Annotated in this window: 11 protein-coding genes; 7 read left to right on the top strand and 4 right to left on the bottom strand. The window is 70.7% G+C overall.

Features of this window, described 5'->3' with window-relative positions:
- Nucleotides 1-4 precede the first annotated feature (4 nt).
- Entirely contained in the window at nucleotides 5-328 is a 324-nt protein-coding gene (locus tag FMEAI12_RS26505; RefSeq protein WP_020462366.1) for a ferredoxin, read from the bottom strand.
- Between the two features lie 119 nt (nucleotides 329-447).
- Between FMEAI12_RS26505 and arc the strand changes: the two genes are divergently transcribed.
- From arc to prcA, 5 genes are all read left to right on the top strand, one after another.
- Nucleotides 448-2,253, top strand: coding sequence for a proteasome ATPase (gene arc, locus FMEAI12_RS26500; RefSeq protein ID WP_071063560.1), 1,806 nt, complete (start codon nucleotides 448-450; stop codon nucleotides 2,251-2,253).
- Between the two features lie 491 nt (nucleotides 2,254-2,744).
- On the top strand, nucleotides 2,745-4,262 hold the full coding sequence (gene dop, locus FMEAI12_RS26495; protein WP_368672109.1) for a depupylase/deamidase Dop: 1,518 nt from the start codon (nucleotides 2,745-2,747) through the stop codon (nucleotides 4,260-4,262).
- Nucleotides 4,263-4,481: 219 nt separating this feature from the next.
- Entirely contained in the window at nucleotides 4,482-4,700 is a 219-nt protein-coding gene (locus FMEAI12_RS26490) for a ubiquitin-like protein Pup (RefSeq protein WP_018499886.1), read from the top strand.
- A gap of 558 nt (nucleotides 4,701-5,258) precedes the next feature.
- Entirely contained in the window at nucleotides 5,259-6,083 is an 825-nt protein-coding gene (gene prcB / locus FMEAI12_RS26485; protein WP_200835423.1) for a proteasome subunit beta, read from the top strand.
- Between the two features lies 1 nt (nucleotide 6,084).
- Nucleotides 6,085-6,810, top strand: coding sequence for a proteasome subunit alpha (prcA, locus tag FMEAI12_RS26480; RefSeq protein WP_071063554.1), 726 nt, complete (start codon nucleotides 6,085-6,087; stop codon nucleotides 6,808-6,810).
- Nucleotides 6,811-7,005: 195 nt separating this feature from the next.
- Here prcA and FMEAI12_RS26475 read toward each other — a convergent pair whose 3' ends face one another.
- From FMEAI12_RS26475 to FMEAI12_RS26465, 3 genes are all read right to left on the bottom strand, one after another.
- Nucleotides 7,006-7,740, bottom strand: coding sequence for a class I SAM-dependent methyltransferase (locus tag FMEAI12_RS26475; protein WP_235014553.1), 735 nt, complete (start codon nucleotides 7,738-7,740; stop codon nucleotides 7,006-7,008).
- A 68-nt stretch (nucleotides 7,741-7,808) separates the two neighbouring features.
- Nucleotides 7,809-8,720 carry a ribosome small subunit-dependent GTPase A gene (gene rsgA, locus FMEAI12_RS26470; RefSeq protein ID WP_235014552.1) on the bottom strand — a complete coding sequence of 304 codons (912 nt, stop codon included), beginning with the start codon at nucleotides 8,718-8,720 and terminating at the stop codon, nucleotides 7,809-7,811.
- 773 nt (nucleotides 8,721-9,493) lie between these two features.
- Nucleotides 9,494-10,258 (bottom strand): dienelactone hydrolase family protein, encoded by a 765-nt coding sequence (locus FMEAI12_RS26465; RefSeq protein WP_112108225.1) that lies wholly within the window; start codon nucleotides 10,256-10,258, stop codon nucleotides 9,494-9,496.
- Between the two features lie 244 nt (nucleotides 10,259-10,502).
- On the opposite strand from FMEAI12_RS26465, the gene FMEAI12_RS26460 reads away from it, so the two are divergent.
- A complete protein-coding gene (locus FMEAI12_RS26460; RefSeq protein ID WP_112108224.1) occupies nucleotides 10,503-11,648 on the top strand; it encodes an ABC transporter permease in 1,146 nt (381 codons plus the stop codon).
- A 10-nt stretch (nucleotides 11,649-11,658) separates the two neighbouring features.
- Nucleotides 11,659-13,017 (top strand): Pup--protein ligase, encoded by a 1,359-nt coding sequence (gene pafA / locus FMEAI12_RS26455; RefSeq protein WP_018499881.1) that lies wholly within the window; start codon nucleotides 11,659-11,661, stop codon nucleotides 13,015-13,017.
- Nucleotides 13,018-13,124 lie beyond the last annotated feature (107 nt).

The raw sequence follows: 13,124 nt of genomic DNA, 5'->3' as shown, positions 1-13,124 counted from the left end.
GTTCTCACTCCTGTGGGCCGCCGACCTCCAGCGTCCCGTCCGGGTGCTCGACGTAGATGCAGGTGCCGGGGCACTGCTCGGCGGCGTCGCGGATCTCGGTGAGCAGCGGCAGCGGAACCGGCACGTGGGTCCCCGGTGTGGTCTGAAGCTCACCGTCGGAGTTCTTCACGTAGGCGAGCCCGTCGATGTCGAACTCGAACACCGAGGGTGCATACTGGACGCACAGACCGTCGCCGGTGCAGGAGTCCTGGTCGATGCGGACCCGGAGTCCGGGCGAATCGCCCGGCTTCGTTGGTGTTGCCACAGGGCTCCGATCTTCTGTCACCATGGCACCGTAACCCGCTGTTTACGGCAAACCTGGGTCGTCCTCGCGCGACCGGCCTGCCAGCGGCGGTCACAACGGTAGTGTGGGTGCGTCCCGGTCAGCACGGGGGAGGTGGAGGCGCGGTGTCCGGTCCCCGTTCGGGCTCTGGCTCCGGTGGGAGCACGGGTCGTCCTGGTGACGCCGATTCTCAACGGTCGGCGTACGAGAAGGAAGTACACGAACTCACGACTCAGGTCACCTTCCTGGAGGAAGAAGTGGCCATGCTGCGGCGGAGGCTGTCTGAATCGCCCCGACAGGTACGTGTCCTGGAGGAGCGACTAGCCCAGGTACAGGTGGAGCTACAGACCGCCACTGGGCAAAACGACAAGCTCGTCGCCACCCTTCGGGAGGCACGTGACCAGATCATCTCGTTGAAGGAGGAGGTCGACCGGCTCGCGCAACCGCCGAGCGGGTACGGCGTCTTCATCCGTGGCTACGACGACGGCACGGTCGACGTGTTCACGCAGGGCAGAAAGCTCCGCGTGACGGTGTCGCCGAACGTCGAAGCCGACGTCCTGCAGCCCGGTCAGGAGGTCATGCTCAACGAGGCGCTCAACGTCGTGGAGGTTCGCGCGTTCGAGCGGCAGGGCGAGATCGTCCTGCTCAAGGAGGTCCTCGAGAGCGGTGACCGGGCGCTGGTGATCGGTCACACCGACGAGGAACGGGTCGTCATGCTGGCCCAGCCACTCCTCGACGGCCCGATCCGAGCCGGCGACTCGCTCCTCATCGAGCCACGGTCGGGGTATGCCTTCGAGCGGATCCCCAAGTCCGAGGTCGAGGAGCTGGTCCTCGAAGAGGTCCCAGACATCGGCTACGAGCAGATCGGCGGCCTGAAGGGCCAGATCGAGTCGATCCGCGACGCGGTCGAGCTGCCGTTCCTCTACAAGGAACTGTTCCTGGAGCACAAGCTCAAGCCACCGAAGGGCGTGCTGCTCTACGGCCCGCCCGGGTGTGGCAAGACGCTGATCGCCAAGGCCGTGGCGAACTCCCTGGCCAAGAAGGTCGAGGCACAGACAGGCCAGGGCTCCGGCCGGGCCTTCTTCCTCAACATCAAGGGCCCGGAGCTGCTCAACAAGTACGTAGGCGAGACCGAGCGGCAGATCCGGCTGGTGTTCCAGCGGGCGCGCGAGAAGGCGTCCGAGGGCATGCCGGTGATCGTGTTCTTCGACGAGATGGACTCGATCTTCCGGACCCGTGGCTCGGGTGTCTCCTCGGACGTGGAGAACACGATCGTCCCGCAGCTGCTCAGCGAGATCGACGGCGTCGAGCAGCTCGAGAACGTGATCGTGATCGGCGCGTCCAACCGAGAGGACATGATCGACCCGGCGATCCTGCGGCCGGGCCGGCTCGACGTCAAGATCAAGGTCGAGCGTCCGGACGCCGAGGCGGCCAAGGACATCTTCGCCAAGTACGTCATTCCCGAGCTCCCGCTGCACGCCGACGACCTCGCCGAGCACGGAGGCAACCGGGAGGCGACCTGCCAGGGCATGATCCAGCGGGTCGTCGAGCGGATGTACGCCGAGAGCGAGGAGAACCGCTTCCTCGAGGTCACCTACGCCAACGGTGACAAGGAGGTCCTGTACTTCAAGGACTTCAACTCGGGCGCGATGATCGAGAACATCGTGGCCCGGGCGAAGAAGATGGCGGTGAAGGACCTCATCGAGAGCAAAGTCCGCGGCCTGCGCATGCAGCACCTGCTGTCGGCGTGCCTGGACGAGTTCAAGGAGAACGAGGACCTGCCGAACACCACGAACCCGGACGACTGGGCCCGGATCTCCGGCAAGAAGGGTGAGCGGATCGTCTACATCCGCACACTCGTCACCGGAACCAAGGGCACCGAGGCCGGGCGGTCGATCGACACCATCGCGAACACCGGCCAGTACCTCTAGGCCGTTCGCGGGGCGGGGGCCAGCCGCCCGCCGTGGTCGCCACGCGGCGGCCGTCTCGTTGACGAGGCGGCCGCCGCGTCGTGGTTCCACGGGCCCGGTGACCCCCGGCCGTGCCCACCGGCTGCCCGCCAGCCGGTCCGCGAGCCGTGCCCGCCGGCTGGAGCCGCCGGTCGAGTGGCCGTGCCGTCGGGTGTCGCACTGCCCAAGATAGTCAACGATGTTGACGCCCATCCTTGATCGTTTTGATCTTCAAAACGGGCTTGTGGTGGTCTCCTGCCGTCGCTGTGAGAAGACGGACACGCAGCCCAGTGGCCGTCGAACAGGCTGACGGGCCGCCACGTCGCCGATCACCCGAATGCCGGCACCCGCGGGGCTGTCGGCGTGGCGGGGGAGGTCTCCGGGCGTTCCCGAAGCTTCCCGGCAAGAGGTTCGGAACGACCAAGGGCGGCGTCCGGCCGACCCGGCGGCCCGCCAGCACCTACGCTTGCAGAGTGAGCGTGCGCCGGATCATGGGGACCGAGACCGAATACGGCGTGTCCGTGCCCGGTCAACCCAACACAAACCAGATGCTGGCTTCGTCGTTGGTCGTGAACTCTTACGCCAACAGGGCCGCCACCGGGGGCAGTCGAGCTCGGTGGGACTTCGAGGAGGAGTCCCCCCTGCGAGACGCCCGCGGCTTCGAGCTGCCCAGAGAGCCGGTGGTCGATCCTGGCGCGCCCGCGAACGAGGACGACCTCGGGCTGGCCAACGTCATCCTGACCAACGGCGCGCGCTTCTACGTCGATCATGCGCACCCCGAGTTCTCGACCCCCGAGGTGACGAACCCGCGCGACATCGTCCTCTGGGACAAGGCGGGGGAGCGGGTGATGGCAGAGGCGGCCCGCCGTGCGCTGACTGTCCCCGGCACGATGCCCGTGCACCTGTACAAGAACAACACCGACAACAAGGGTGTCTCCTACGGCTGCCATGAGAACTACCTCATGGCGCGGGCGACCCCGTTCGGGGAGATCGTGCGGCACCTGACGCCGTTCTTCGTCTCCCGCCAGGTGATATGCGGCGCCGGCCGGGTCGGCATCGGCGTGGACGGGCGTGAGTCCGGGTTCCAGATCAGCCAGCGCTCGGACTTCTTCGAGGTCGAGGTCGGACTGGAGACCACCCTCAAGCGCCCCATCATCAACACCCGGGACGAGCCCCACGCCGACCCGGAGAAGTACCGGCGTCTGCACGTGATCATCGGTGACGCCAACATGAGCGAGATCGCCACCTACCTCAAGGTGGGGATGACCTCGCTCGTCCTGGCCATGATCGAGGAGGGCTGGCTCCAGGTCGACCTGTCGGTGGACGCGCCGGTCGCGACGCTGCGGGCGATCTCCCACGACCCCTCGCTGCGGTATCTGCTCACCCTGCGCGACGGCCGGAAGATGACCGCCGTGCAGCTCCAGATGGAGTACTTCGAGCAGGCCCGCAAGTTCGTCGAGGACAGGCTCGGCACGGACGTCGACCCGCAGACGGCCGACGTGCTCTCCCGGTGGGAGTCGGTGCTCGGCCGCCTCGAGGTCGACCCGATGACCTGTTCCCGGGAGCTCGACTGGGTGGCCAAGCTGTCGATCCTCGAGGGCTACCGCTCCCGCGATGCCCTGGCGTGGGACTCGCCGCGGCTGCAGCTCGTCGACCTCCAGTACCACGACGTTCGGCCGGAGAAGGGCCTCTACAACCGCCTGGTGGCCCGTGGCCGCTTCGACCTCCTGCTGAGTGAGGAGGAGGTCACCAGGGCGATGACGGAGCCTCCGGAGGACACCAGGGCGTACTTCCGGGGACGCTGCCTGGAGCTCTACCCGCAGCAGGTGGCGGCCGCGTCCTGGGACTCGGTCATCTTCGACATCGGGCGGGACTCGCTGCAGCGGGTGCCGACCCTTGAGCCGCTGCGTGGCACCAAGGCGCACGTGGGCGAGCTGCTCGCCCGCTGCCCCACCGCCGCCGACCTGGTGGACGCCCTGTCGGGTAACTGACAGCCGGCGGGGTCTCGCGGTGGTCTCCCGAGACTTCACGCCGGTACGGCGTGAAGTCTCGGTGCGCCGGTGGTACCACCATCGACCAGCACATTTTGCGCCCTCGGCGGACGAGGCGACGTCGTCGGGTGTTCGTGATGGAGTGGACCTCGTACCGATCCACCGGAAGCAGTCGGCGGAGCGGGATAGTGTCGCCCCAGGCGATCGAAGGAGGCTCCCATGGCCCAGAGGGACACCGGTGGCGGGCAGCAGCGCACCGGCCGCCGTGATGACGAGACCGCCGAGGCCGAGGTTGAGGAATCGGGCGCCTCGGATCTCAAGGAAAGGCACGAGAAGCTCTCGGAGGACGTCGACTCCCTGCTCGACGAAATCGACGACGTTCTCGAGGAGAACGCCGAGGAGTTCGTGAAGGGATACGTCCAGAAGGGCGGTCAGTAGGGTCTGACTCCCCGCGGCCGGTTCGGCCGGACGAGCCACATGCGCCCGTTCGGCCGGTCGCCGGGGGAGCCAACGCGGCGACCGGTGCTGCGGGAGGCCCCGCTGCCCGACGCGTCCCGGGGCCGTGCCCTGGATCGCGATGCCCGCGCCCAGGGTGTGCCCGATGCCCAGGGTGTGCCCGATGCCCAGGGTGTGCCCGATGGCGGTGGGCGTCGTGTGTGTGCGTCGGCACGTGGATCGCTCAGCTGTCCTGGTGTCTCCCGCCGCGAGCGAGGTCGGTGCCTGGGGGCGTCCGTGCGGGCCGTCCAGGCGCCGTGCCGCCCGCGGGGCTTCACAGGGGCCTACCGAGGGGCTCACAGGCCCGCTGAGGCCGCCGAGTGCCACCGCGGCGGTGCGCCCGGGACCGCGACTTGGGACCGCGACTTGGGACGGAGCGGGACCACGGCCACCCTGCCGGCCCGGCACGTGGCATGTTGTGCATCACCCGGAGCCTTGGGCTGGGCCGCCTCGGACCATCCTGGGCCGCCGGCTCACGATCGACTATCTGAAGGGGGATGCGTGCCCGATCCAACGGGTGTCGCCGGGCGTCTACCGGCTGTGTTCATGACACCGGGAACGTCGTCGTTCACCGATTTCCTGTCCGTCGCGGCTCCGGACCTGCTTCCGGGCGCCCGGGGCCCGCTGCCCGCTCCGGTGACCGATGCGGCTCACGGCACCACCATCGTGGCCGTGACGTTCCCCGGTGGCGTGATCATGGCCGGCGACCGCCGCGCGACGCAGGGGCACATGATCGCCCAGCGTGACGTCGAGAAGGTCCACCACGCGGACGAGTTCTCCTGCGTCGGCTACGCCGGCACGGCCGGTGTGGGCGCCGAGCTGATCCGTCTGTTCCAGGTCGAGCTCGAGCACTACGAGAAGATCGAGGGCTCTACGCTGAGCCTGGACGCGAAGGCCAACCGGCTCGCGTTCATGGTCAAGGGGAACCTGGGCATGGCGATGCAGGGCCTCGCGGTCATCCCGCTGTTCGCCGGCTTCGACACCGAGACCGGCGAGGGGCGGATCTTCTCCTACGACATCGCCGCGGCGAAGTCCGAGGAGCGCACCTACGAGTCGATCGGGTCGGGCTCGGTCTTCGCTCGCGGCTCGCTGAAGAAGCGCTATCGGGCCAACCACAGCCAGGACGACGCGGTCCGGATCAGCGTCGAGGCTCTCTACGACGCCGCCGACGACGACTCGGCGACCGGTGGGCCGGACCTCATCCGCAAGCTGTACCCGATCGTCGCCTCGGTGACCGCCGACGGATACCGTCGCCTCACCGATGACGAGGTCGGCCCGGTGGTCGACTCGATCATCGCCGACCGCGCGCAGAACTCAGGAGGCTGACGTGACCATGCCGTTCGGCTACGCAAGTCCCGAACAGCAGGTCCGGGACAAGTCCGAGTACGCGCGCAAGGGCATCGCGCGCGGCCGGAGCGTGGTCGTCCTCACCTACGTCGACGGCATCCTGTTCGTCGCCGAGAACCCGTCGACGACCCTGCACAAGATCAGCGAGATGTACGACCGCATCGGCTTCGCCGCGGTGGGGAAGTACAACGAGTTCGAGAACCTCCGCACGGCCGGCATCCGGATCATGGACACCCGCGGCTACATGTACGACCGGCGGGATGTCACGAGCCGGGCGCTCGCGAACGCCTACGCGCAGACCCTCGGCGCGATCTTCACCGAGAGCATCAAGCCCTACGAGGTGGAGATCGTCGTCGCCGAGGTGGGGCACACCGCCGCGGATGACCAGATCTTCCGTCTCACCTACGACGGCTCGATCGCCGACGAGCGTGGCTTCATCGCGATCGGCGGTCAGTCCGAGCAGGTGCTGACCTCCCTGCGGGAGCACCACACGGAGGGCCAGCCGCTCGCCACCGCGCTGCGCGTGGCGGTGGACGCGCTCACCGCCGGCGCGCCGCCCGGGGCGCAGAACGGGGAGCGCACGCTGACGGCCGGGAACCTCGAGGTCGCGATGCTCGACCGGAAGCGCTCCCGGCGGTTGTTCAAGCGGATCGTCGGTAGCCAGCTCGACGGACTGCTCGAGGAGACCGCCCCGCCCGCGTCCTGACGCGCGGGTGTCGGGAGGTCCCCTCGTCCGTCGTCCTTTCCGGGTCTCCCGGGTTCGATCCGTGGCCTCCAAGGGGCACTGAGTCCCATCGAGAGGCCACGGATCGTCGGCCTTGACACGGCCCCCGGCGGCCGGATGCGGCCGGCGCGACCCGGCCGACCGGACGTGGTCGGCCGGGTCGCGCCGGGGGCCTGCTCAGCTCGGGCGCGGGCGCAGGACGAAACCCATATAGCCGTAGTCGGCTCCGTGGGTCCGCCGGAGCGTGATCTCGGCCCGACACGAGTCCAGCGCGGCTCGGCCGGCCGCCGTCCCGAGACCGGTCCGCTCCGCCTGATCGAGGCGGGCGCTCAGCGGGTCGTAGTACTCCGCCCACCAGTCGCTGTCCGGCTGCTGGAATGTCGCCGCCACCTCGTAGCCCGCGGCGCGGGCCACGTCCGCCGTCGCCGCGACCGTCCGCAGCGGGTAGACCGCGTCCCAGAACGCCCTCGCCGGCGGCGCAGGATCATCGACCGTCCAGACCGGCTCGGACACCACGAGCACCCCGGCCGGAGCCAGTAACCGCCGCCACGCCCGCAGTGCGGCGGCGAAGCCCATGATGTACGCCGAGCCCTCTGCCCAGACGAGGTCGAAGGCGCCGTCGGGGCATGGCAGATCGGTCATCGACGCGAGTACGGGACGGATCCACCCGCCCAGCCCCGACGCCGCGGCCGAGTGTCGCAGCTCCGCCAGGAAGGGGTGGTGCAGGTCGACCGCGGTGACGTCCGCGCGGGCGACCCGCGCGAGCACCAGTGACGCGCGCCCCGGACCGCATCCGATGTCGAGGGCGCGGGGCCGGTCGGGCAGCAGGCCGGCCAGTTCCAGCAGCCGGCGTGTCGTTGCGTCCGACCCGGCGGACTGGCGCGGCAGTCCTTCGTGCAGCGCCCAGAACACCCGAGTGATCTCACGCGCGGTGTCCGTTCCGTCCGTTCCGTCTGACCGGCCCGCTTCGCCTCGCCCGGTCACCGCTGGCGCCCCTGCCGCTCGCGGCCGGTGTAGAGGCGCCGCTGTTCCCTGCGGATGGCCTTCCAACGCGCCCGCTCTTCCGCGGCCAGGCGGGCGTCCCCGCGTGACTGGATCCAGGCGTTCTCGCGCCGCAGTTTGCGGTAGCTCCGCAGCCGCCGCTCGGGCAACGAGCCGTCCTCGACCGCGGCGAGCACCGCGCAGCCGGGTTCCGTGTCGTGCGCGCAGTCCGCGTACCGGCAGGCCACGGCGAGATCGGCGATCTCTGTGAAGGTCGCATCGAGCCCCTGCTCGGCATCCCACAGGCCCACGCCGCGGATCCCGGGCGTGTCGATCAGAATTCCGCCGGAGGACAGCGCGATCAGCTCCCGTCTGACGGTTGTGTGCCGCCCCTTCCCGTCTGCGGCGCGGACTCGCCCCACCGCCAGCCGCTCCTCGCCGAGCAGAGCGTTGACCAGCGTTGATTTGCCGACGCCGGAGGGCCCGACCAGCACCGCCGATCGGCCGGGCGGCGACGTCCCGGCGAGTGCGGCGCGCAGCGCGTCCATGCCGGTGCCGTCCAGCGCGCAGACGGTGAGGATGTCGGTTCCGGGCGCGGCGGCGGCCACCGCGTCGAGCGTGGACGGGCCGAGTCTTTCCGTGTCCTCGCGTGGCACCAGGTCGGCCTTGGTCAGGACGATCAGCGGCTGGGCGCCGCTCTCCCAGGCTAGTGCGAGCAGCCGTTCGAGCCGGGCGAGATCAGGCGCGGCCGAGAGCGCGGCGACGATCACCACGAGGTCGATGTTCGCCGCGAGCACCTGCCCGTCGGACCTGCGCGAGGCCGAGGAGCGGACGAGAGCGCTGCGTCGCGGCAGCAGCTCGGCGACCACCAGATGTGCTGCTCCGGTGCTCGGAACGGACGGCGTGGGCACGGAGGCTCCGACGGCCACCCAGTCGCCCGTGCACGGCGACAGATCCGACCCGGCGGGAAGTGCACGACCGATCTCGGCACTCACCGGGCCGTGCTCGGTGATCAGCTCGCAGCGTCCCCGGTCGCGCCGGAGGACCCGTGCGGGTGCCAACCCGGCGTCGCGGCGGGGCGCGAACCCCGCCTCGTCGCCGTCGGTCCAGCCATGACGGACCAGATCGGAACCGGTCGTGCCGGTCCTCCCCGGCGAGGGCGCCGTGGGAGTAGGGGGAGCCGCGGTGTCGGGCGGTGGCGGGTCGAAGGACGGGGATCGCCGGCCCGACTGGACCCGTGGAGAACGTGACAAGTGTTGAGAAGACAACGTCGAGACCCTTGGAACGGGGGCCCCACTGGACGCGCGCCACCCATGGCGTGCGAGGAGACCACGCGGCCGAAACCGGGTGGTGGGGTGGGCGACGTCAGTCGGTGGCCCGGTGGAGGCGGCGGAGCAGTGCGTCTTGGGCAAACACCGTCTGCGCGGCCATGGCCCACCTCCTGCGTGATCTCGGCGGCCCGGCGGCTCTGTTCCCAGGCCGACTCGGGCTGATCCGTTCGTGTCGGCGGGACGTTACACCGCCCGCGTGCGCGCCACCAACGAGTTTTCCGTCCGGCTCGCCGAACACGCCGTTCCCCCTGTCGCGCCGAGGGCGCCGTCCCGGCGGGCGGCCTCCCTGCGAGGTGTCCCGGCCCGTCCGGGTACGGCGCGGACGGCTCACATCGGCCCCGCGGCCACCAGGGTCAGGACGGGCGTACGCGCCTGTCGAGGAAGGCGAGGGTGCGCTGCCACGCGTCGGCCGCCGGCCCGGGGCGGTGTACGGCGGATCGGTCGTGGCTGTGGAAGGCGTGGCCGGCGCCCGGGTAGCTGACGAGTTCCGTCGGCTGCCCCGAACGGGCGGCGGCGGCCCGCAGGCCGGTGACGTCCGCCATGGGGATCATCGTGTCCTCCTCGCCGTAGAGACCCAGCCAGGGCCCGCGCAGCGACGGCGCGACCTCGAGCAGCGCCGGGACGCCCGGCCACGCCGGCGAGCTGACGGCTCCGCCGTAGAACGACACGGCCCCGGCCAGCGGCGTCCGCGTCGCGGTGAACAGCGCGACGGTGCCGCCCATGCAGAAGCCCACGATCGCGGTCTGCCCCGGCCCGAACCCGGCGTCGGCCAGGTGCCCCACGCAGTCGTCGACGTCGGCGGAGATCCCGGCGCCGGTCAGCGTCGCCATCTGCGGCAGCGCACCGGCCCACGAATCCGCCGGGTCGACCTCGGCGATGCCGTCCCGGTGGTAGAGGTGCGGCGCGATCGTCAGGTAGCCCGCCTCGGCGAGGTCGTCGCAGACGGACAGGAGGTAGGGGGTGATCCCGCGGGCGTCCTGGATCACGACGACGCCGCCCCGGGGCGGGTCGTCGGCGGCGGGCGCGATCACCGTCGCCGGGGTACGGCCGCGGGCGGACACGTCGGTCCGCAGGTGACGGGTTCGCTGCTCGTTCGTCTCGGCTGTCATGGCCGCCATCTTTCCCCCGGATTACCAGTCCCATCACCATCCGGGCCGAGCGCTCACGAGTCGGGTCACCTCCGGGCACGCGGGTACCCGGGTACCCGCGTGCCCGGGTACCGGGGGCGGTGGGTGGTCTGGGCCGGACACGCCGCCTGCGGCCCGCCACCGCGCCGTCGCACCGTGATCTGAGCGACGCTGCACGTCGCTCACCTTCGGTGTCTGAATGGCGACGGATCCCAGTGATCGTAGTGGAGGGCCGATGGATCTGACGGCGGAACACGGGCGCTGGCACCGCCTCCGAGCCGCGGCGGGCCGCGCCACCGGACCTGTGCGCCGCACGGCGGTGACGGTCGTCGGGATGTCCGTCCTGCTCGGCCTCGTCGTCTGTCTCTACGGCTCCACGGTCACCTCGGTGCGTCCCCGTGGGCTTCCCGTGGTCGTCGCCGGCCAGCCGCAGGGCGCGAAGGCCCTCACGGAGGCGGTCGAACGGATGTCGCCGGGCGCCCTGCGCATCGGTGTCGTCCCGGACGCCGCCGCCGCCGACCGGGTGCTGCGCGACCGGAAGGCTTACGCCGCGTTCGTCATCACCGACGACGGGCTCGCGCTGCGCCTCGCGTCCGCGGCGAGCCCCGCCGTGGCCGAGGCGCTGGTCCGCGGAATGTCGGTGACGTTTCCCGATCTGCGGATCCCCGTCGTCGACGTCGTCCCCAACGCCTCCGCCGATCATCAGGGTGGCGGGGTGTCCGCCGGCTACCTGCCGCTGGTGCTGATCGCGGCGGCGGCGGGCGTGCTGCTGGCGCGCGCCGCCCGGACGAGGCAGGCCCGTCTCGGTGGCCTCGTCGGCTTCATGGTGGCCGCCGGGGTGGCCGGCACCCTGGCCCTCGGTGGGGGTCTCGACGTGCTGCCCGACACGTTCGGGAGCAGCGTGGTCGTCCTGGCGATGGTCGCCGGGGCCGTGGTGGCACCCGTCCTCGGGCTGGGCGCGGTGGCCGGGGGGCGCGGGCTCGTCGCGGCTGTCGGCGTGACCGTGCTCGGCGCGGCCCTCTCCGGCGCGTCGTCGGCGCCGGAGATGCTGCCGACGCCGTGGGGCGGCCTGGGTCAGCTGCTGCCGCCCGGAGCGGGGGTGACCCTGCTGCGGTCCACCCTGTACTTCGGTGGCGCCGGTGGCGGGCGTGGGGCGGCCGTCCTGGCGATCTGGGCGGTCGCCGGGATCGTCCTGATCCTGCTCGGCCGGGAGCGCGCGGGCGGCGCCGGGACGATCGCGGCCGGGACGTCGGTTCCGAGCGAAGCCACCGCCGCGCCGGCGGCGGCCGCGGTCGCCGCCGGGCTGGTCGTGCGCCCCCGGGAGGCCACAGCTGAGACCAGCCCGAGCGTCTCCCCACGCGAAGGCGGGTTCCGAGCATAGGGTCGGTCTCGTGGATCGCCGCATCTTCGGGCTGGAGAACGAGTACGGCGTCACCTGCGTGTTCCGCGGGCAGCGAAGGCTGTCGCCGGACGAGGTGGCCCGTTACCTGTTCCGACGCGTCGTGTCCTGGGGCCGTAGCAGCAACGTGTTCCTCAAGAACGGCGCCCGGCTCTACCTGGACGTCGGCAGCCACCCGGAGTACGCCACCCCCGAGTGCGACTCCGTGCCCGATCTGGTGACGCACGACAAGGCGGGCGAGCGGATCCTCGAGGGCCTGCTCGTCGAGGCGGAGCGCCGGCTGCGCGAAGAGGGCATCGCCGGGGACATCCACCTGTTCAAGAACAACACCGACTCGGCGGGGAACAGCTACGGCTGCCACGAGAACTACCTCGTGGGGCGGCACGGCGAGTTCAGCCGCCTGGCGGACGTGCTGGTCCCGTTCCTGGTCAGCCGGCAGATCCTGTGCGGCGCGGGCAAGGTCCTGCAGACCCCGCGCGGGGCGGTGTACTGCATCTCCCAGCGCGCCGAGCACATCTGGGAGTCGGTGTCGTCGGCGACGACCCGCTCGCGTCCGATCATCAACACCCGCGACGAGCCGCACGCGGACGCCGAGCGCTTCCGTCGGCTGCACGTCATCGTCGGTGACTCGAACATGAGCGAGACGACGATGCTGCTCAAGCTGGGCTCCACCGACCTGGTGCTCCGCATGATCGAGGCGGGGGTCGTCCTGCGCGACATGTCGCTGGAGAACCCGATCCGGGCGATCCGCGAGGTGTCCCACGACATGACCTGCCAGCGTCGGATCAAGCTGGCGAACGGCCGTGAGGTGAGCGCGCTGGACATCCAGCGCGAGTACTACTCGAAGGCGGTCGAGTTCGTCGAGCGGCGCGGCGGGGACGCCGTGGCGAAGCGGGTGCTCGACCTGTGGGGCCGCACCCTGCTCGCGATCGAGACCGAGGACCTGGAGCTGGTCGCCCGGGAGATCGACTGGGTCACCAAGTTCGTCCTCATCGACCGCTTCCGGCTCAAGCACGGGCTGTCGCTGGCGTCGCCGCGGGTGGCCGAGCTCGACCTGAAGTACCACGACATCCACCGTGACCGCGGGCTCTACTACCGGATGGAGCGGGCCGGTCTGGTCGAGCGGGTCACCCGCGACCTCGACATCTTCGAGGCGAAGTCGGTGCCGCCGCAGACCACCCGGGCCCGGCTGCGCGGGGAGTTCATCAAGCGGGCGCAGGAGAAGCGGCGCGACTTCACCGTCGACTGGGTGCACCTCAAGCTCAACGACCAGGCCCAGCGCACGGTGCTGTGCAAGGACCCGTTCCGGTCGGTGGACGACCGCGTCGACAAGCTGATCGCGAGCATGTAGGCCGCGCCGGCCCGGCCGGCCGGTGTCGTGCCGAAGAGCGGAGGCTTGTCCTCTACAGTCTGACTCCACAGGTTCAGGCAGCTCGAGCGCGTGGCGCCGGCCGGCGG

Origin of the sequence: Parafrankia sp. Ea1.12 (assembly GCF_900465275.1) — a bacterium.
GTDB lineage: Bacteria > Actinomycetota > Actinomycetes > Frankiales > Frankiaceae > Parafrankia > Parafrankia soli.
Note: the sequence above shows the minus strand (reverse complement) of the source record. Positions and strands in the feature narration are given on the sequence as shown.

Bases quoted from the DNA above. Each gene is read 5' to 3' on its own strand.
- FMEAI12_RS26505 (WP_020462366.1), bottom strand. From the start codon at position 328: ATGGTGACAGAAGATCGGAGCCCTGTGGCAACACCAACGAAGCCGGGC.
- FMEAI12_RS26490 (WP_018499886.1), top strand. From the start codon at position 4,482: ATGGCCCAGAGGGACACCGGTGGCGGGCAGCAGCGCACCGGCCGCCGT.
- FMEAI12_RS26465 (WP_112108225.1), bottom strand. From the start codon at position 10,258: ATGGCGGCCATGACAGCCGAGACGAACGAGCAGCGAACCCGTCACCTG.
- FMEAI12_RS26460 (WP_112108224.1), top strand. From the start codon at position 10,503: ATGGATCTGACGGCGGAACACGGGCGCTGGCACCGCCTCCGAGCCGCG.